Raw genomic sequence first — 18717 nt, 5'->3', positions numbered from 1 at the left:
ACGGTGGCGGGTATGAAAGCAGCGAAATGGGGGGTGCCTGTTCTTATCATTCTGGCCTTTGCAGGCGGCTATTATGTTCGGGGATTAACGAGTGGTCAGAGTTCGGGGCATTCATGGGTGAGGGAGGCAGAGCCTCCCATGCCTGCCATTCAGGTCAACGGGAAGCAGGTACCGGTTGTACGTGGCAGCTACTCGTGGTGCAGCGGATCGTTCCTGCAGGCCACCTGCAGATCGGTAGATATGATTTCGCCTGCCGAAATCATGGAGAAGAACGGAATCCGGCCTGTCGTTGTTCCTCCTAACTCAATGATAACAACGAAGGCTCCTCCGGGTATCAAGCAATTTACCTTATCCCGGGAGGGTGCTAAGGACAATGGCGATCCATACCAAACCCCAGCGGAAAAAGGAATTTACTTCTATCACATTCATGGCGAGTGGTTTGGGGACCAAGGGAACGCCGAGTTTTATTTTGCCGTCGAAGTACAATAGCTTATTGGAACCGGTCCGATCAAAGCTGAGCGGGAGAAGAGGATTTCGCTGACGGCGGGATCTGTCTTTTCCTTTTTTTATTATTATATCTGTAGTTATCTATACGTGGAGGCGGAGGGATCCATATGAGAAGATTCGGATTGCTAGCATGGGTGTTCTGCATTCTTTCTGAAGGGAGAGCTTCAGGACAAAGAAATTGTTCTACAACGTGATAAACCCGCCATGTATGGATGGCTTGGCTTCGACTTTCCCGACGTCGGTACTAGGGTCATGGTGCTAATGCAGCAGAGCAGCTCGCTCGTTCTTACTGGTGAAGTCAACTCGGTTGCTATTGTAGAAGATAATCAGAAAGTGAAATTGTACCAGGGCACGACAATGGGGCAGTGGACCCCGGAGTTATATGAGGAAGCTTACAGCGCCTATCTTGCCGGGCAAATATCATCCTTCTCCGAACCCAAGAACATGGATAATCCCAATGATTCGGGAGCGGTCTTTGGAGTAATGCCTGCCGGATCATATGCAGCACAAAGCATATGTCATCTTAACGATTGCGTTGGTCTGTACCGTTCTGCTTATAACCATTATGCTTTGTTACCGTATCATTCCACGAAAAAAATAGGGGTACATATACTCGGAAAAGAAAAGATGATCTAGTTATTGTCTGTGCTGCATAACCGGTCTGCTCTTGGAAAGAGCGGGCTTTTTTGGCATGGGTGAATAAGTTTTGTAAAGGCTTTCTTTTTTTCTTTGTAAAGGATTGACAACGATCCCAAAGTAAGATATCCTGAATTTGAAGATAAAAGAAAGCGCTTAACCAATGTCTCGTCAAATATCTGGCTTCACTGTAATGTTGTAATGGTTACCGTGGTTCTGAATATGCTTGTCATATATGCTTTTTTAAGCGGGCGTCATTTATTTATAAGATCCATATGAACTCCCAACCTAAATATTGGGGAATATTTTCGCAAAAATAGGTTAAGCGATTACCCTATACCAACTGAATAATTCATCGAGAGCAGCCCACTATCACCAATTGTCGACTGCTCTTTTTTCTTAGCTAGTCCAACGTATGAAAGGGGGTGGTTGGAAAAGGAGCGCAATGAAGGAAAGAGAAAAAGTCTGGAGGAAGGGAGGGAGCGAGGCAAACTCCAATTTGGTTTATGTATACAGCAAGCTAGCAGAGGTGAATTAGTGAGAAAAGTCTGGCCCTATTTAGATGAACGCGGATAAATGATGGTTTTCTTAACCATTTGACAAATCGGTCAAAAGGCTAATAAGTCATATACATGACTTACATTATTATGAAAATATGTATCTAATTAACTTATTCTATGCGCCGTCATGAACTTGAAAGAGCGCTAATAACAAAGGAGACATGAGACATGAACAAATGGAAATTTACCGTAATCACGGCAGGCTTGGTTGGTTTGTTATTTCAGTCCGCAGCATGGGCTGCAGCGCCCGCAGTCAGTGTGAAACCAAAGGCCGAGACCGCAGCGGTAGCGGCTGGTGACGATGCCGCGGACGATCCGGCGATCTGGGTTCATCCTACGGATAAGTCGAAGAGCCGGATCATTGCGACTAACAAAGGCGGCGGACTGCTTGTCTACGATCTGGACGGTAACGAGTTGTATTCCTATACGACAGGCAAAATGAATAATATCGATGTCCGTTATAATTTCCCCTTAGGCTCGAAAAAGGTGGATATTGCGGCCGCAACGAACCGTACGACCAACACCGTCGATATTTACTCCATAGATAAAGCAACGGGAGCTCTCACGAATATATCGGGTACTCCGATTGTTTCTAATGTGGCGGAGGTGTATGGATTTGCTTTGTATCACAGCTTGCGGTCCGGGAAGTTCTATGCGCTCTTGACGGGTAAGGACGGGGAATTTGAGCAATACGAGCTGAGTCATAATGGGGCAGGCAAGGTTAACGGCACCCTGGTGCGGTCGTTTACCACAGCAACGCAGTCCGAGGGATTGGTCGCCGATGATGAATACGGGTACTTGTACATTGCGGAGGAAGATGTGGCTATATGGAAATACGATGCCGAACCAAATGGAGGCAGCACACCGCTGCGTAAAGTCGATTCTGCCGACGGCAACCATTTGACGGCGGATATCGAAGGGCTCACCATATATTATGGAGATGACGGAGATGGATACCTGCTTGCCTCCAGCCAAGGAAACAGCACATATGCGGTGTACGAACGCGAGGATGATAACGATTATGTTGCCAGCTTCAAGGTTGTCGACCATAACGGGGTAGACGGAGTCAGCGGAACCGACGGCATCGACGTTCTGAGCTTCGGACTTGGCAGTAAATACCCGCACGGTATTTTTGTAGCGCAGGACGATGAGAACCTGCAAAACGGCGCTATTATTAACCAAAACTTTAAATTTGTCGATTGGGAAGAAATTGCCGATGAAGCCGATTTAGATATAGATGACGATATTAATCCGCGCGAGCTCAAGAAGCGCAGCCGCGACTAAGAAGAACCTCCACAGAACAAAGGGAAACGGTGTGTATAACGCTGTCTCTTTTTGTTATTAAGCCAGGCCGGTGACAACACAATGTGGGTGCTTGTCCGAACAGCACTCTCTTTTTACTCGGAAAAAGAGACAAAAAAACCGCCCTAGAGGAAGGCGGCATTGATTTTAGACATATTTTAAGCAAGGGGGCAGTTCCCTGCTCCTTATGATATTATTATAAATGGAACAATAATATAAGTCTACATTTTTCTGGAAAACTCCTTTATAGTTGTTTAAAGCTGCCCAGTATGGACGGCTGCAATCTAGCGGGGGAGGTCTCTGGATGGGATGAATACGTTGGCTGATGAGATAGAGGAATATTTAGATGAGTATGAGAAGCAGTGGGCGCTAAGCGGAACGGTGCTTGTTGCTAGGGAGGGGAAGGTTCTTTTTAACAAGGCTTACGGCTACGCCAATCTGGAGCATCGCGTTCCTAATACCACAGATACCAAGTTCCGCATATGGTCTCTGACCAAAAGCTTCACGGCTATGGCGGTCATGATGCTGCAGGAGAAAGGCCTTCTTGCTCTTGAAGACGATATCGGCAGGTACATACCGGAGCTGGCGGATAAAGGGATCTTCATCCTTCATCTATTACACCATACTTCCGGCCTCGTGAATTATACCAACTTACCTGGGTATCATTTTCGGCTTAATAAATTACGGCTTTCACATGAAGATATCATCCATTTGCTTGTGGGTAAACCGCTTCAGTTCAAACCGGGTACTTCGTTTGAATATACCAATTCATCATATTATTTACTCGGCATGATTGTAGAGAAGGTAACGGGTTTGACCTTTGAGCAATTTTTGCACAGCAGCATCCTTCAGCCTCTGGGGATGAATAGCACGGGGATGTTCCACCATACCAAAGTCATTCCGGGCATGTCCTCCGGCTATCATTCCTCATGGGACGATCTCATTCCCTGTGAATATTTGAATATGAGCAGCAGCTTTACGGCAGGGGCCATGTATTCGACTGTGGAGGATCTGTTGAAATGGGACCAAGCGCTGTATACGGAAAAGCTTGTAACGAAGGCGACGCTGGATCGCGCGTTTGAGCCCAGCTTTAACTACGGTTTCGGATGGTTTATAGATGAGCGGTTCCATCGCAGAAGAATCCATCATTCAGGCGCTTATCGGGGCCATCGAAGCGATATGCAGCGTTTTCCGGATGACCAAATAACCATCATAATGCTGACCAACTATGATTTTGTCCCGATTCTAAGGCTGACGGAAAGGATTGCAGGACTGGTTTTTGGCCAAAAACCGATCATTCCGGTGAGGCCTGAGCGTTACCCTCTCGCAGATGAGGTATACGTCCGGTACATGGGAACTTATGAAGGGGAAGGGTTTGACTGTAAAGCCGTCGTGGATCGGAATGCACATCAATGGTACTTCGTTTTTAATGATGACCAATATATCCCCTTTTACCCGATATCGGAAACAAGATTTCATCACACCTGGTACGAATGGGACTGTGAATTTTCCGTTGATGGTATGGGAGGCATTTTCTTTCTGGGCATGAGAAAAACAAAATAATGAATAAGGGTGAGAGCATGAAGGAGAAGGTCCTCGAGGCATACAACAGACTGGCAGCAGATTATGAAAAGAATGTCGATACCCAAAGCGGTCATAACGCCTATTACGAACGGCCGGCCATGATGAAGCTGATGCCGGAGAATTTGAATCGGCTTACCGTTCTGGATGCCGGATGTGCCGCAGGCTGGTACACAGAGCAGCTGGTGAATCGAGGTGCCGCTGTAACGGCTATCGACCTAAGTCCGGAGATGGTGGCAGCCTGCAAGAGGCGGGTAGGCGATAAAGCAGCGGTGCTGGCTTGCGATTTAGCGGGCGAACTTCCGTTTCAGGAGGCAGCGTTTGACCTTATCGTCAGTTCGTTGACTCTTCATTACATTGACGACTGGACGCCCACCTTCCGTGAATTTCATAGAGTATTGAAACCGGGGGGCACCTTGCTTTATTCTGTTCATCATCCTTTCATGGATTTTAATCTTTTTGATCGACCGGATTACTTCGCCCATGAGGTATTGACAGATATATGGAATAAAAAGGATATCGGTCCGGTAGAGGTCACGTTTTATAGAAGACCCTTGCAAGAAGTGATTAATATAACATCGGAGCAATTCAGCATTGAGCAAATCGTGGAGCCACGACCTGATAAGGATTACAGGGATCGGCCGGAAGCCGGGTCTTGGTACGAGAAATGGGATGAACATTTGTCAACGCATCCTCATTTTTTCATTGTTAAAGCACGCAGGCGATGATGGGTTCTGCTGACGATCATTGGATGATATCGGCAAAAGGTATTATCTATCACAGTGGCATTGCTTAGTATTTTTAGACACTATACCTATACGTTGAAGATAATTGTTTTCCCGGTATAAATCCTCCTCGATGCGGAAATGTTAAGTTGGTATCTTACATTTAACCACATTAGGGGGAAGCAGCATTCGTCATATGAAAAAAATCGTTATGATCGCCGTTTTGATATGGATTACAGGCTGCACGAATCACGGCGGTTCAACTGAACGCCAGCAGGTGACCACCAAGCAGACGGACCGTGCAGGACAGAGCCATCAAGCGGCCCCAACCCGAATTATCACATCGGCTTCATCGACTTCTACGGACAGAGGCGGCAAGTCACATTTGACTATCAAACAAGTCAAGCCGAACGACCTGACCTCAGATTTGCTTGATCTGATCCAGCAGCCAGGAGAGGCACCTGGTACTTCGCCGCAGCAGCCGGCGGGAACGCCAACGGGTACACCGACAGGAACACCGGTGGGTATGCCGAACAATCAGTTCCCTGTGGGAGCCCCGCCAAACCAGACTCCTTCGGGCACAAACAACCGGCATGCCCCTGCGAAGGGGGACGCTTCGGCTTACGCTCAACAGGTGCTGGATCTGGTGAATCAGGAACGATCCAAAGCAGGTATGGGGGCGCTCAGCATGGATTCCAAACTGTCCAACATGGCGATGGCCAAAGCCAAAGACATGTACGACAACAACTATTTTGACCATAACTCCCCGATTCATGGATCCCCATTCGACATGATGAAGGAATACGGAATCACGTATAACACGGCTGGAGAGAATATCGCGAACGGGCAGACCACCCCGCAGCAGGTTATGCAGGACTGGATGAACAGCCCAGGACATAAAGCCAACATCCTGAATAAAAGCTTCACCTATATCGGAGTCGCTTTTTACAATAACGAATGGGTGCAGGAGTTTACGGGATAAGCAAAGATTGCGCAGCATGTAGCACGTTCAGCCTCTTCGGGATTTCCGGGAGGCTGCTTTTTTAATGAAAATGCTCTTTCATCTCCGATAAGAATGCTGACAAGGCGGGAGTAATTAATGCATCCTTTCGTCTAACAAACACCGTTTTTACCATGGCATGCTCTTTAGAGATCTCATGGCAACGAACCCGCCCTTGCTGCTCCACTTCATTGATGATAGAACGAGGCAAAAGAGCGATGCCCAGTCCAGCGCCGACACAACCAATGATGGCCTCGAATGATCCGAACTCCATGAACTTCACCGGCGATAAACCTTCATTCAGAAGCAAATGCTCCAGCTTTGCCCGATAGGAGCATCCCTTGTGGAAAACGAGAAACGTAAGCAGCTTAATATCATGAATGGAATGAATAGGTGGATGCGAAACAGGCGTAACAAGCACCAGCTCCTCAGAAACAACATCTTCTTGGATCAATTCAGGGTGCACCACCGGACCTGTAACGAACGCTCCATTTAACTCATAATGAAGAAGTGCATGGAGATGCTGTTCACTCGGGCCTGTGATTAGAGATAAATCCACGGCGGGATAATGAGTATGATATTGGGTTAGGAGAGCAGGCAAACGAATAGCAGCAGTTGTTTCTAAAGCCCCTATATGAAGTGTTCCTGTTGGAGCAGCGGAACTTTCAACTGCCGATCTTGCTTCCTGGATGACGTGAAGTATTTTCTCTACATAAGGAAGCAGTATTTGACCTGAGGGAGATAGCGTAATTCCCCTATTATGGCGATAAAATAACTGTGTTTGCAGATCCGATTCCAGTTGTTGAATTTTATGAGTAACATTAGATTGAGCAAAATTTAATTTATTGGCTGCTTTAGAGATATTGCCTTCCTGTGCAGCGGTGTAAAATACTTTGAGTAACTGAATATCCATACAAACCTCCGACTTTTAACTTTGATATATAAAATAGTGATACCTGACATCTTATTTCTGTATTATACATGTTTTTAAGAACGAGGTATCATCATAAGTGACAAGCATAGAAATGAGGAACTCTAACTTCATCGAATTTGTTTTGGAATAAAACCTAGTCGGGAAGATCTATTAACATTACTAAAGTGAGGAAGGTTAACACATGCCATTACTTCGTTTTGACCTTATCGAAGGGCGAGATAAACAAGCAGTAAAAAAACTTTTAGATGTTGTTCATCAAGTTGTCGTAGAAGCTTTCGATGTTCCTGAGCGAGATCGTTATCAAATCGTTCACGAACATCCCGCCCATCATATGATTATTGAAGATACTGGATTAGGCTTTAATCGTACCGAAAATCTGGTTATTCTTTCCATCGTAAGCAAGGCACGGTCAAAAGAGAAGAAACAAAAACTCTATTCCTTACTGGCTGAAAGGTTAGAAGCTGAATGCGGTATTGCACCTACTGATTTAATGATTTCAATTGTTGAAAATAATGACGAAGATTGGAGTTTTGGATTAGGTGAGGCACAATTTTTGATAGGTAAGTTATAAAGCTGCTGACTTGCTATGTAACTGGAATTGAGTATGGAGGAGTATGAGAAGAATGAAGCTAGATACTGCGCTTTGTCGCCTGTTTCAAATTCGTTACCCCATCTTTCTGGCCGGGATGGCTGGAGGACCCGTTACGGTCCGCCTGGCTGCTGCCGTATCCAATGCGGGAGGTCTTGGAACACTGGGAGGTGCCTATATGGCGCCCGAAGAACTCCGTGCTGCAATACGTGAGCTTCGTGAACTGACGGACGCCCCTTTCGGGGTGAATTTGTTTTCGGTCCAAGCTGCCGATGATAATTCGAGAACCGAAGAAGTACAGCGGGAACTAAACGAGATGCGAAAGCAGCTGGGCATTTCACCGGCTTCGGGAGAGGCCGTGCAATCGCCCGATTATTTCGAGCAGCAATTCGCCGTCTTGATAGAGGAGCAAGTACCGGTGATTAGTACGGCTTTTGGCGTTCTTCCCGCGCATATGATGAAGCAAGCGAAAGATCAAGGCATCCGAATCGTTACTATGGCGACGACGGTGCAGGAAGCACTTCTTGCCGAGCAAGCGGGTTGTGATGCGATTGTGGCCCAAGGAAGCGAAGCCGGGGGGCACCGTGGAACCTTCGACATCTCAAGTCGGCCCATGGGCGCTAATATCGGAACGATGGCTTTAGTACCACAAATGACAGACCACGTTCGTGCCCCGGTTATCGCAGCGGGTGGGATCATGGACGGACGCGGGCTTGTCGCAGCACTCGCGCTGGGGGCCCAAGGTGTGCAATTGGGCACTCGTTTTTTGACCTCACTCGAGTCCGGAGCTCATGAAGCCTATCAGAAGATGCTGCTTTCCGGCAATGAGGAAAGTACGGTCATAACGAAGGCTTTTTCGGGTCGTCCGGCCAGAGGGATGAAGAACTCTTTTATCGAGATGTGGGATAAGAGAGGCATTGAGCCGCTTCCGTTTCCGACGCAGAATACGGCAACAAGGGATATTCGAAACGCGGCATCAAAGCAAAATAACCCGGATTTTATGTCATTATGGGCTGGGCAAGGGTTAAGGATGTTGACATCCGGTCAAAGCGCAGCGAGTATCGTGGAAGAAATCATTCATCAAGCCAAATCGATTCTTCTTAACACCAATCGTTAGTCGTTGCCAGGTATCGAGAACGTTCAGAAGCACCGAGTCAGAAGATGTTTCACATCGTCAGATGAACAAATGGAGCACTCCAGGTTTTCGACCGTGTGCTCCATTTTGATTTATTCGGCGGATGAACTTCTTCTATTGCAAGCCGATCGACGGAAAGCGGTCCCAACCGGAATGATTCTTTGAGACCCGATGGATTGCTACAAAAGCATATTGAATTTCTATGGTGGATCAATACTGAGAAAAAAACTATGCTACAAGAAGCCATTTACATAACACGCTGGTGAATGCTCTCTCAGGTTACATTCAGGATAATGTCCTTTAGTTCAATCAGAGTCTTGATTCGATAGCTGGCCTGTGAGAAGTCATGTGTTTTTGTGAAGTCGTTATGGACAATAGCACAGTCGATACCAGCCGCCACGGCTGAGCTCAACCCTCTGTTTGAATCCTCTACAACCAGGGTCTCTTCTTTGGTAGCTCCAAAGCGCTTTAGGCCGGTCAAGTAAGGTTCCGGGTGCGGCTTGGTGCGCTCGTAATCTTCGCGGACAAGGACGAATTCCATGAATTTCCTAATCTGGCGCTTTTCATGAATAAGTTGAAAATCCGCACGTTTTGCAGTCGTCACGATGGCCATGCGGACGTACTTTGACAGTTCGGCTAGAGCTTCAACTACGCCTTCAATCTCTATGGCTTCTGCTCTTAGATATTCCTGATAATAGACGTCGCGGACCTCACGCTGCTTGCTGATGGTCTGTTCATCAATACCTGCCGCCCTAGCTTGGGACCAAGTGCCCAACGACTGGGTCATGTCGCGGAGGTATTGATCTTTATCCAAGGTAAATCCAATGTCAGCCAGAGCGCGTTCTCCCGCTTTGTAATACCAGAATTCAGTATCAACCAGAACACCATCATGATCGAAGAGTATGTACTTTTTCATGGTTTCATTCTCCTTTGTCAGCTGCGGCCACCATGCGTGCCATCACGCGCCGTTGATCACTTCTTGCGACTTAGCTGATCGCGGATCAGCGGCAAGAAAACATCCGTTTCTGAGGGTAGTTAAGCGTTGGAGGTCCTTGACACAAATATACCCTTAATCTATTTGAAAAGTACAGAAAAATCTGGAAAATAGTTTGTGTCATTGGACAAGATTCAATTTTTGCCTATGGATCGTTAAAGAATCGTCAGCTGCTTGTTAAGGGGCTAGCCAGGGATGTGCAGGTTTGGGAATCATTCATTTGGTGTAAAAAGTAATTGACATCAAAATGAAAGGGAGTCTGATACTATGCCAAACGAAGTGATACTAGAGCCGGAAGCGCAGAAATTCGTGGAGGACACGGCGGCCCCTCCGTTCCTGTACCAATTAGGGCCAAGACATGGACGTAAAAAAGTGGATGAAGTTCAGTCGGGTTCTGTGAACAAGCCGGACGTCGATATTGAGGAGCGCAGCGTACCGGGAGGACCAAACGGTGAGGTGCCGGTAACGATCTTGAAGCCGAAGAATGTCTCGTCAGCTTTGCCTGTTATCGTGTATATCCATGGAGCCGGCTGGGTGTTCGGCAATGCGCATACGCATGACCGCTTGATTCGCGAATTGGCCGTGGGTTCACAGTCGGTTGTTGTGTTCCCGAATTACAGCCTTTCGCCAGAGAGTAAATTTCCTACCGCGATAGAAGAGATTTATGCCGTCGTCGAATGGGTTGCCAAGTATGGTGAGGAGATCGGCGCAGACCCCTCCAAGCTGACGGTCGCCGGCGATAGTGTAGGGGGCAATATGACGGCTGCGATTACGTTAATGGTTAAAGATCGTGAAGGCCCGGCCATTCACAAGCAGCTGCTGTTTTATCCGGTAACCGATGCTTCTTTCGATACCGATTCCTACAAGCAATTCGCGGAAGGGTATTTCCTAAGCAGGGAAGGGATGCAGTGGTTCTGGGATCAATATACGACCAGTCCGGAGGAACGCGCGCGGATTACGGCATCGCCGCTTCGTGCTTCGACCGGGCAGCTTAAGGGATTGCCTCCCGCATTAATCATTACCGCCGAAGCAGATGTGCTGCGCGATGAGGGAGAGGCTTATGCCGCTAAGCTGCGTGAAGCGGGAGTGCAGGTGACGTCCGTGCGTTTTCAAGGCATCATCCACGATTTTGTCATGCTGAATGCGCTCGCGGACACGAATGCCGCACGAGGGGCACTGCTGCTGGCGAACGCTTGGCTGAAGGAAGGCTAACTACAGTTGATCCCACATCGTGAGGGAAGCGCGAAGCTTTTTTTGAAATCCGAGCCATGCAAGTTTTTAAGCCCGATCCGTTGCAAGGATAGCCGGGATAATTTCGTCGGGCAATTGATCTAGTGGATGATGTTGGCCTATCATAGAGAGGGCAGGTTTATTTTGGAAAAGCACATCGCAAATATTGGTCAAGGAGAGGGATTCATGGATTTCATCCAACCTGATGATCCAGTGGCAGTGTCGTTCGTTCATGCGGTAAAAACGGGCGATGCAGGCGCCATATGTCGCCTCCTGGAAGAGTTTCCGGGCTTGGCATCGAAGAGAGCCTTAGACAAAAAAGGCGGTTCGCGTACTGCACTACACGTCGTTTCCGACTGGCCCGGATATTTTCCCAATGCACCCGAAGTCGTGAAGATACTTATCGCTGCAGGAGCTGACCCCAATGCAACCGCCGTGGAAGGAACTCGGAGACGCCGCTGCACTGGGCGGCAAGCAGTGACGATGTGGAGGTTGCCGCTGCGTTGATTGATGGGGGAGCCGACATGGAAGCGGTGGGGGGTTCCATCGCTGGCGGCACCCCTTTGGATAATGCAGTGGGTTATGGATGCTGGAATGTCGCAAGGCTTTTAGTCGAGCGAGGCGCTCGTGTTGATAAGCTTTGGCATGCAGCAGCTCTTGGGATGATATCCCGTATGGAAGAGCTGATGGCTTCCATCCCGTCACCTACGACGAATGACATTAACGAAGCATTCTGGCAAGCCTGTCACGGAGGCCAGCGGCGTGCGGCCGAGTACCTGCTCGCTCAAGGAGCGGATATCAATGGGGTTCCCGGTTATGCGGTAGAGACACCCCTCGATATAGCTGGTAGTCTTGACACCCGAAGGGACACCCTGACTACTTGGCTGAGAAGCATTGGCGCCAAATCGTCGAAGTAAATAGGGCTGGTAAAGGGATCATCCTTTTTCCTCCAATGAAAATTTGCATACAAGGGGGAATTCCTGCTGCAAATCATCATAAGTACGATAGTATTAGGCTTTCTTTTCCTCCAAGACCTGTACACCATGATCGCGCATCCAGCTCACTACAAACCGTGGAGACCGGTGGTTACTACCGGCTTCGGGTTATTGTTCATGATCATAGCGGTCATTTACTATTGGGCTGCCTACAGGCCAAAGGTGGGGCCGGTAGGAGCGGGACCTAATGATACGGAGATATGGTCCGGTTTTCTTTATATGATGATTGCCGGCGGCTTGTTCTTCACGCTCGGGTTGGTAGGCTGGGCTGTAGTCAAGGGCCGCGAATCGAAAAACAACAGTGCCGCTGAAGGTCAATAAGCTAGACATCAACATGCCTCTGATAAAGTCGGAGGCCTATTTTTATTTCGGCTGCTCCGTGTATTAGTGGGCTTCGGCATCTTTATGAGCTTGAAAGAATCGAAGCAGAGGCTCGGAGAGCTGGTAGTCCAGTAAAACATTCGTTAAAAAGTACGTTTTCACGGAAATCTCCCGCCCGTTCCATAGATAGGTTCGTTCCCAGTCCTGAGTGGATAGCCGCTGTAAAATCGAGTAAAGCCGCTCTCTTTGCTCCATATAACGCCGGAGCCAGAGTCTTGAAACATCGGCTGATGACAGACGGCTGGCTTGTTCCCATTCTGCCGCTGTTTCAGCCGGGGGGATCTGAGACTGGAGAATATCCAGAGCTATGGCATCGCGATGTACGATGCGTACAAGGAGGTCCTTGGGCGAGCTTGAATTGGAAGCGGACAGCGGCTCGAGCCAATGCTTTTCTTCAATCATTTCCAACGCCCGGGCTTTAAGGTGAAAGGAGCGATAATGATGCAGCATAAATTGCATCTCTCCCGTATCCATCTCCAAAGGGATGAGTTCGGGAGGGGCTTGTATAGCTGGTGCTCCAGCTTTGGCTTCCAGTATAAGTTGATACAACCGAAGCACCTGACGGCCATTCACATGGCGGCCGCTGTCCGTATCCGCCCGATGCACGATGACTAGATCCTCTTTGGGAAGGATTGTAACGCATTGCCCGCCTACTCCTCTAGCCTCGTACATGCCAAGCTCGCGCCACTTGGCATCGAGGGGTATCCACCATAAGTAGCCGTATCCGGCGCCTAATGGTTCCATAATCGAATGGGGCGAAGTGCTTTCCCGAATCCAGTCATCAGGAATCAGCTGCTGATCGCCGAAGCGACCTCCTTGCAGGTAAAGAAGCCCGAAACGGGCTAAATCTCTGGCCGAGAGGCGATAATGCCTCGCGCCATGGATGGAGAACTGCCCCTGCTTAACCATTTGCGTATGCAGCGCGGGAGAGAAATCCTCCATGTGAAGCGGTATCGCAAGACGTTGTTCAAACTCTTCAAACACCGTGGAATCCACAGCCCGCTCGAATATCGACTCCAGAGCATTAAAATCCCAGTTGTTATAGTACCAGAACGTATCCGGAGCATGACTGCCTCTTGCTGGGCGGTTATTCTTCATTGCTGCCGTTTCGGAAGCCGCCTCATGATAAATACCGGAGCGTGCCTTCAATAAATGGACAACCTTGGCTTGCCTTTCTTGTTCGGTTAAAGGCGGTGCGTCGTCAATTCTGAGCTCAGACAATGTTCGGTTGATGTCTATATTACTCAGCTTCGTATGAATTCCGTACAAGGCGCTTAAAAGGCTTTTGCGAAGCGAGTGGCAGCGATAGGGAACCGTCACATTCCCCCAGGCAGCGGCAACAGCGCCTCGATCGACGATCAGAAGCGCAGCGGATCCTATTTCGTCGAATACCTGTTTGGCCTCTTGAAGCTTCTCCGCCGACCAACCGGCTTCAGCCGGATCGGCATAAGTGAGCCATGGTCCTCCCATCTGTGTACTACGGGCTTGTTTCCATATGGACATCCGATAACACGTCCTTCCAGTAATTTCCTTTATAATAACATAGTTAGGCCCAAGAGACGCATCCGTCTTAGCATGAAGAGCAGCTTTAACAATAAAAATACAAGGTGAAGGGTTGAAAATTTTACCAATATCCCTCATGATGAAAAGGGTTTCATTTTTTTATTGCATCATCCTTCTTTAAGCCACGATGTCCCGTTCGAAAAAAAAGTTCCAAATTGCTCATTCCATTTAGAGAAAGAGGTAGATCATCTATGGAGACAAAGCCAGTGAGATTCGGAATTATGGCCGACGTCCATCAGGACTTTATGTACAAGGCCGAGGATCGTTTGAGAACCTTTATCGAGCATATGAACCGGGAACGAGTCGATTTTATCATTCAGTTGGGTGATTTCTGCTATCCGCTTCCGGAGAATCGATCCTTTGTGAATACGTGGGAGCAATTCGAAGGGCCAAGATACCATGTGCTCGGCAATCATGACATGGACAAGTGCAGCAAAAGAACGATCATGGATTTCATCGGGATGGAACGGAGCTACTATTCGTTTGACAGCGGCGATTATCATTTCGTCGTGCTCGACGGGAATAACCTCTTTCTCGAAGGCAGGTACATCGACTATGAATTCTGCAACTACCATAGGCACCCGGAGGCAAACAATTATTTGACCCCTGAGCAGCTGGAATGGCTTCGCGGCGACCTGGCTGCAACGGATAAAACAACCGTTATTTTCAGTCATCAAAACCTGGAATCCAGCTACACGGACGTGAACTACGGCGTACATAACAGTGAGGATTTCCGGTCTATCGTGAAGGAAGCGAATAGGGCCGCCGGATTCAACAAAGTGATCGCTTGTATGAATGGTCATAACCATTTGGATGGCGTGAAGGTGATTGACGACCTGTATTTTATCCATATTAACAGCATGTCTTATTTTTGGATGGGCAAGCCCTATCAGCATACGGTGTATTCGGAGGAAATCTCCGAGCAGCATCCGATACTGACGATGTGTGCTCCTTATGAAGAGCCTTTGTATGCGATTGTTACTTTGGAGGATGGGAGGATCAAGATAGAAGGCAGGGAAACCGGCTTCGTTAGCGCATCTCCCTTGGAGTGCGGACACTCCAATTCATATGGTGGTCATATCGTGACGGCACGGATTGCCGATCGTGTATTGAAATATTAGCTTGACGACCAGAAGGAGAAACCGGCGGGCGGGTGCAGACGGCACTTGTCCTTTCTTCATTCAAACAGAGGAAGAGGTTTGGAGTATGTTTAAGCGAGTCGATGTAGCCATCGCGCTAATCCGGGACGATACAGGCGAACAGGTGGTTATGGTCAAAAATAAACACAACAGCGAGGCGTACTGGAGCTTGCCCGGAGGCGCCGTGGAGCCGGAAGAGACGCTGGAGCAGGCTGTCAAGCGGGAGACGAAAGAGGAGTCGGGTCTCGACATCCAAATCGAGGGCCTTTACTCGGTGAGGGAAGTGTTTTTTAAAGAGGCTGGAGATCATGCCTTGCTATTTACCTTTGAAGCGTCCATAGTCGGGGGAGAGCTACAGTCGTCCGACCCCGATGAGGAAATTATGGAGGTCAGGTGGGTGCCTGTGGAGACAGCCAATGAATGGTTTGCCAAGCTTCCGGTCCGGATGACGATAAGCCGGGAGCACGAGATGCCCAGATACTCCTTTCATGGAACCGTTTAATGAAATAAGCAGAATAATCCACCCTCGGACGAATCGGTCCTTCATTTTTATAAGCAATGGAAAATAGGATAAATCAAGGATAGACAACGCTTACATGGCCACCTTGTATGCATTTGTGAAAAACATAAATTTTTACAGCTGTCCGGCTTCCTGGCCGGGCATTTTTTATTGTACTGGCGCGGTTTTGAATTGACAATGAACAAGACAATTTCACTCTAATCGTAAAAAAACACAACCTTCCGTAATTAAGACCGTTGGGGCCAAAGTCGAAAATAAGTTAAGATAAGGGGGAAGTTAAAATAGAGATAAACATCAGGAGAGAAGGAATACTATGAAAAAAGCAGTAAGTATGGTCATGGTTACGGCGCTTGCGGCAGGTTCCATAGCAGGATGCTCTACCAAAGGGGAAGAAGCGAAAGATTCGGCAGGAAAATCCGGGGATAAGGGTCCATTAAAATTTTCTATCGCGTATCCGATCACTTCGGGCGACGGCTATGCGCAGCGTTCCCCTGATCTAAACAAGGACAAGTGGGTTCAAAGATTGAACAAGCTGACGAACACGGAATTGGACGTCCGTCTGATTCAGCGTGAAAAAATGAGCATGATGTTCGCCGGCAACGATCTTCCGGATGTGCTTGGAAGCTTGGATATGCCGACAGGCAAGGATATGTCAGGCTCTGTAGAAGCCGGCGTATTTATGCCGCTGGACGATCTGCTGAAGGAATATGCGCCTACGGTGTATAAAAAGGTCCCAAAAGCGGCATGGGATTCCGTATCGTATAAAGGCAAAATCTACGCGATTCCGAGCTATTTGACGAATCCGTCCCGCCGCGGTACATATATCCGCACCGATTTGCTGGAGAAGACAGGACTGCCGGTGCCGACTACCGTCGACGAGTTCTTGAATGTCCTGCGCGCCTTCAAAAAGCTGGGCGTAGAAAATCCTTACCAAATGCGCGAAAACTTCAAGTATGCCGACGTGATTCTGGGCGCATATGATGTGCTTCCTTACAAGGACCAGTTCGAAAAACAAGGCGACCAAATCGTGCCGAAGTTCTTTGATGTAGAGAATATGCAGAAGGCTCTGCAGGTATATAAAACGATGTATGACGAAGGCTTGATGCCTAAAGATTTTGCTACGATTTCCTCCACGGATTACAGCAAAAACATCAACGCCGGTAAATCGGGCATCTGGTCGGCGAATGTAGGTACCGGCTTGAAGGATTTCAGAACGAATCTGAAAGCGGTAGATCCTAATGCGAAGGTGGATGTCATTCCTTCTCCTAAAGGACCGGAAGGAAAAGGCGGGTACTTCCTGTACTCCCCAATGGTCAGCGCTTACTACATCAACAAAAACGTAGATAAAGAGAAAGCCATCGGCATCATGAAGTTTGTGGAATGGATGGCGAGCGATGAAGCGGACAAGTTCTTTAGCCTTGGTGTAGAAGGCGAGAACTACACGGTCGAGAACGGCAAAATCAACTACAAAGCTCCGACGAATAAAGAGGAGACTCAAGAAGAAGCATTCCGCACGACCTTGAGACTGGCGTCCGACTCTACTTATAACAAGCTGCAACTAAGTGTCAGCCAGGACGGGCAAGATATTTTGAAAGCCTTTGATACGGTCTTGTCCAAAGAAGGCTTGCCTGGTATCGGATTCAATCCGGACCTCAAAGCATTCTCCAAATATCCGGATTTGACGCCGCTTGGCGATACAGGTCCAAAGCTGATTATCGATCACATGGTGAAAATGATTTACGGCAAGGAGCCGATCTCCGATTGGCCGAAGGTTATCGAAGAGTACAAGGCTAAGGGCGGCAACGAAATCATCAAGGAAGCTACCGAAAGATACAACAACAAAGACGGCATCACTATTTTCAGCAATCAACAGCAATAAGACGGGAAAAAGCTTGGTTCAGTTATGTGAATCAGGCTTTTTGCGTCTTGTGAAGATAGTCGTAAAACAACAAAAACCACCGGCAGCGGTGGTTGATCTTATGTGATATAAGCAAATAAAAGCCTGTTTTTGACAGATTTTAAGCAAGGGGTGCTATCTCGAGTTCCTATAATAATAGTATAACTGATTCGAAAAGATAAGTCTATATTTTTCCTGCAAAACCTTATATTGTTATAGAAGCCGGCCGGCACAAATATGAAATGGCGAGAGGTAGAAGGATGGCGCTTTCCAAAATTAGAACGGCAGCAACAACATTACATTCTTATAGGAGGGTTGTAGTATGCAAATTTTGATGATACGTCATGGAGAATCGGAAGCGGATATACTGAAGGTACACGAAGGGCGGGCGGATTTCCCGCTAACCGAGCTGGGGCGCAGGCAGGTTCAGCTTATGGCGGAGAAAGTTAGTAAGCTGTATCCTCCTGAGTTTATCTGGGCGAGCACATTAAGAAGAGCGAGCGAAACGGCGGGGGTGTTAGCGAACACCGTTGGATGTCCGGTTCAATATGAGGATGAGCTCATGGAGTATAATAACGGCGTTTTAGCCGGGTTGTCTTATGAAGAGGGGAAAAAATATGCACGGCCAAAGGCAGCACATGAGCGGATTGAAAACGGAGAATCGGATATCGAGTTTCGAATGCGGATCGAGGTCATTTTTTCCAAAATTTTGAACTCCTCCCCGTACGAGAGAATCGCCATCGTAGCCCATGGCGGGGTTATCAACAATCTGCTGCGCTCGTTCTTAAAAATGCCGGTTACCAAAGAGTTCGGATTCAGCAATGGAGACACGGCCATTCATCTTGTGGAAATGACTGCCGGCAGCAGAAAAGTCCATTTCTTGAATGATACTTCACATCTTGATGGGCTGATGAAAAGCATCTGACCCGGTAACGGAGGGGTGCGTCGGGCACGCTAAAGCAGGCTTGTATCCTATGACTCGAAAAGTAAGCGTACCCATTATGAAAGTTTTGTAAAATGGTTATTTTG

Annotated in this window: 19 protein-coding genes; 16 read left to right on the top strand and 3 right to left on the bottom strand. The window is 48.0% G+C overall.

Going from position 1 to position 18717, the window contains the following annotated elements; translation table 11 throughout:
* The first annotated feature begins 12 nt into the window (after positions 1-12).
* The 6 genes from GGC63_RS30130 (at position 13) to GGC63_RS30105 (ending at position 6293) form a co-directional block, all read left to right on the top strand.
* Positions 13-489 carry a hypothetical protein gene (locus GGC63_RS30130; protein ID WP_192705434.1) on the top strand — a complete coding sequence of 159 codons (477 nt, stop codon included), beginning with the start codon at positions 13-15 and terminating at the stop codon, positions 487-489.
* A gap of 222 nt (positions 490-711) precedes the next feature.
* A complete protein-coding gene (locus GGC63_RS30125) occupies positions 712-1143 on the top strand; it encodes a hypothetical protein (RefSeq protein ID WP_192705433.1) in 432 nt (143 codons plus the stop codon).
* A gap of 728 nt (positions 1144-1871) precedes the next feature.
* Positions 1872-2987, top strand: coding sequence for a phytase (locus GGC63_RS30120; RefSeq protein ID WP_192705432.1), 1116 nt, complete (start codon positions 1872-1874; stop codon positions 2985-2987).
* 327 nt (positions 2988-3314) lie between these two features.
* Positions 3315-4568 (top strand): serine hydrolase domain-containing protein, encoded by a 1254-nt coding sequence (locus GGC63_RS30115; protein ID WP_192705431.1) that lies wholly within the window; start codon positions 3315-3317, stop codon positions 4566-4568.
* Between the two features lie 17 nt (positions 4569-4585).
* Positions 4586-5314: a class I SAM-dependent methyltransferase gene (locus GGC63_RS30110; protein WP_192705430.1), complete on the top strand. Its 729-nt coding sequence runs from the start codon at positions 4586-4588 to the stop codon at positions 5312-5314.
* 193 nt (positions 5315-5507) lie between these two features.
* Positions 5508-6293, top strand: coding sequence for a CAP domain-containing protein (locus GGC63_RS30105; RefSeq protein WP_192705429.1), 786 nt, complete (start codon positions 5508-5510; stop codon positions 6291-6293).
* 61 nt (positions 6294-6354) lie between these two features.
* Here the strand turns inward: GGC63_RS30105 and GGC63_RS30100 are convergent, their stop codons facing one another.
* The gene (locus GGC63_RS30100; RefSeq protein WP_192705428.1) at positions 6355-7224 is read right to left on the bottom strand and encodes a LysR family transcriptional regulator; all 870 of its coding nucleotides are present in this window, start codon (positions 7222-7224) and stop codon (positions 6355-6357) included.
* Positions 7225-7426: 202 nt separating this feature from the next.
* Between GGC63_RS30100 and GGC63_RS30095 the strand changes: the two genes are divergently transcribed.
* A complete protein-coding gene (locus GGC63_RS30095) occupies positions 7427-7816 on the top strand; it encodes a tautomerase family protein (RefSeq protein WP_192705427.1) in 390 nt (129 codons plus the stop codon).
* 52 nt (positions 7817-7868) lie between these two features.
* A complete protein-coding gene (locus GGC63_RS30090) occupies positions 7869-8951 on the top strand; it encodes an NAD(P)H-dependent flavin oxidoreductase (RefSeq protein ID WP_192705426.1) in 1083 nt (360 codons plus the stop codon).
* Between the two features lie 292 nt (positions 8952-9243).
* Here GGC63_RS30090 and GGC63_RS30085 read toward each other — a convergent pair whose 3' ends face one another.
* Positions 9244-9885: an HAD family hydrolase gene (locus GGC63_RS30085; protein ID WP_192705425.1), complete on the bottom strand. Its 642-nt coding sequence runs from the start codon at positions 9883-9885 to the stop codon at positions 9244-9246.
* Positions 9886-10230: 345 nt separating this feature from the next.
* Between GGC63_RS30085 and GGC63_RS30080 the strand changes: the two genes are divergently transcribed.
* The 4 genes from GGC63_RS30080 to GGC63_RS30070 all read left to right on the top strand — a co-directional run bounded on the left by GGC63_RS30080 (position 10231) and on the right by GGC63_RS30070 (position 12509).
* On the top strand, positions 10231-11175 hold the full coding sequence (locus tag GGC63_RS30080; RefSeq protein ID WP_192705424.1) for an alpha/beta hydrolase: 945 nt from the start codon (positions 10231-10233) through the stop codon (positions 11173-11175).
* Positions 11176-11379: 204 nt separating this feature from the next.
* Positions 11380-11700, top strand: a complete 321-nt coding sequence (locus GGC63_RS34715; protein ID WP_225948598.1) for an ankyrin repeat domain-containing protein — start codon at positions 11380-11382, stop codon at positions 11698-11700.
* Positions 11652-12110: an ankyrin repeat domain-containing protein gene (locus tag GGC63_RS34710; protein ID WP_225948614.1), complete on the top strand. Its 459-nt coding sequence runs from the start codon at positions 11652-11654 to the stop codon at positions 12108-12110. Before GGC63_RS34715 ends, GGC63_RS34710 begins: the two co-directional genes overlap by 49 nt.
* Before the next feature lie 126 nt (positions 12111-12236).
* The gene (locus tag GGC63_RS30070) at positions 12237-12509 is read left to right on the top strand and encodes a hypothetical protein (protein ID WP_192705423.1); all 273 of its coding nucleotides are present in this window, start codon (positions 12237-12239) and stop codon (positions 12507-12509) included.
* A 63-nt stretch (positions 12510-12572) separates the two neighbouring features.
* Here the strand turns inward: GGC63_RS30070 and GGC63_RS30065 are convergent, their stop codons facing one another.
* Positions 12573-14072 (bottom strand): serine hydrolase domain-containing protein, encoded by a 1500-nt coding sequence (locus GGC63_RS30065; protein ID WP_192705422.1) that lies wholly within the window; start codon positions 14070-14072, stop codon positions 12573-12575.
* Positions 14073-14323: 251 nt separating this feature from the next.
* On the opposite strand from GGC63_RS30065, the gene GGC63_RS30060 reads away from it, so the two are divergent.
* The 4 genes from GGC63_RS30060 to GGC63_RS30045 all read left to right on the top strand — a co-directional run bounded on the left by GGC63_RS30060 (position 14324) and on the right by GGC63_RS30045 (position 18613).
* The gene (locus GGC63_RS30060) at positions 14324-15253 is read left to right on the top strand and encodes a metallophosphoesterase family protein (protein ID WP_192705421.1); all 930 of its coding nucleotides are present in this window, start codon (positions 14324-14326) and stop codon (positions 15251-15253) included.
* An 85-nt stretch (positions 15254-15338) separates the two neighbouring features.
* The gene (locus GGC63_RS30055) at positions 15339-15773 is read left to right on the top strand and encodes an NUDIX domain-containing protein (RefSeq protein ID WP_192705420.1); all 435 of its coding nucleotides are present in this window, start codon (positions 15339-15341) and stop codon (positions 15771-15773) included.
* Positions 15774-16104: 331 nt separating this feature from the next.
* Positions 16105-17670, top strand: coding sequence for an extracellular solute-binding protein (locus GGC63_RS30050; RefSeq protein WP_192705419.1), 1566 nt, complete (start codon positions 16105-16107; stop codon positions 17668-17670).
* 340 nt (positions 17671-18010) lie between these two features.
* Positions 18011-18613, top strand: a complete 603-nt coding sequence (locus tag GGC63_RS30045) for a histidine phosphatase family protein (RefSeq protein WP_192705418.1) — start codon at positions 18011-18013, stop codon at positions 18611-18613.
* The last annotated feature ends 104 nt before the right edge of the window (positions 18614-18717 follow it).

Origin of the sequence: Paenibacillus sp. OAS669 (assembly GCF_014873645.1) — a bacterium.
In the GTDB taxonomy this organism is placed as follows: domain Bacteria; phylum Bacillota; class Bacilli; order Paenibacillales; family NBRC-103111; genus Paenibacillus_S; species Paenibacillus_S vulneris.
Note: the sequence above shows the minus strand (reverse complement) of the source record. Positions and strands in the feature narration are given on the sequence as shown.

What these genes read in the sequence shown, in the direction of transcription:
- GGC63_RS30105 (WP_192705429.1), top strand. Translation starts at nt 5,508, where the DNA reads ATGAAAAAAATCGTTATGATCGCCGTTTTGATATGGATTACAGGCTGC.
- GGC63_RS30100 (WP_192705428.1), bottom strand. Translation starts at nt 7,224, where the DNA reads ATGGATATTCAGTTACTCAAAGTATTTTACACCGCTGCACAGGAAGGC.
- GGC63_RS30055 (WP_192705420.1), top strand. Translation starts at nt 15,339, where the DNA reads ATGTTTAAGCGAGTCGATGTAGCCATCGCGCTAATCCGGGACGATACA.
- GGC63_RS30125 (WP_192705433.1), top strand. Translation starts at nt 712, where the DNA reads ATGTATGGATGGCTTGGCTTCGACTTTCCCGACGTCGGTACTAGGGTC.
- GGC63_RS30130 (WP_192705434.1), top strand. Translation starts at nt 13, where the DNA reads ATGAAAGCAGCGAAATGGGGGGTGCCTGTTCTTATCATTCTGGCCTTT.
- GGC63_RS30050 (WP_192705419.1), top strand. Translation starts at nt 16,105, where the DNA reads ATGAAAAAAGCAGTAAGTATGGTCATGGTTACGGCGCTTGCGGCAGGT.
- GGC63_RS30115 (WP_192705431.1), top strand. Translation starts at nt 3,315, where the DNA reads ATGAATACGTTGGCTGATGAGATAGAGGAATATTTAGATGAGTATGAG.
- GGC63_RS30085 (WP_192705425.1), bottom strand. Translation starts at nt 9,885, where the DNA reads ATGAAAAAGTACATACTCTTCGATCATGATGGTGTTCTGGTTGATACT.
- GGC63_RS30110 (WP_192705430.1), top strand. Translation starts at nt 4,586, where the DNA reads ATGAAGGAGAAGGTCCTCGAGGCATACAACAGACTGGCAGCAGATTAT.
- GGC63_RS30095 (WP_192705427.1), top strand. Translation starts at nt 7,427, where the DNA reads ATGCCATTACTTCGTTTTGACCTTATCGAAGGGCGAGATAAACAAGCA.
- GGC63_RS30070 (WP_192705423.1), top strand. Translation starts at nt 12,237, where the DNA reads ATGATCGCGCATCCAGCTCACTACAAACCGTGGAGACCGGTGGTTACT.
- GGC63_RS30060 (WP_192705421.1), top strand. Translation starts at nt 14,324, where the DNA reads ATGGAGACAAAGCCAGTGAGATTCGGAATTATGGCCGACGTCCATCAG.
- GGC63_RS30080 (WP_192705424.1), top strand. Translation starts at nt 10,231, where the DNA reads ATGCCAAACGAAGTGATACTAGAGCCGGAAGCGCAGAAATTCGTGGAG.
- GGC63_RS30065 (WP_192705422.1), bottom strand. Translation starts at nt 14,072, where the DNA reads ATGTCCATATGGAAACAAGCCCGTAGTACACAGATGGGAGGACCATGG.
- GGC63_RS34715 (WP_225948598.1), top strand. Translation starts at nt 11,380, where the DNA reads ATGGATTTCATCCAACCTGATGATCCAGTGGCAGTGTCGTTCGTTCAT.
- GGC63_RS30045 (WP_192705418.1), top strand. Translation starts at nt 18,011, where the DNA reads ATGCAAATTTTGATGATACGTCATGGAGAATCGGAAGCGGATATACTG.
- GGC63_RS30090 (WP_192705426.1), top strand. Translation starts at nt 7,869, where the DNA reads ATGAAGCTAGATACTGCGCTTTGTCGCCTGTTTCAAATTCGTTACCCC.
- GGC63_RS30120 (WP_192705432.1), top strand. Translation starts at nt 1,872, where the DNA reads ATGAACAAATGGAAATTTACCGTAATCACGGCAGGCTTGGTTGGTTTG.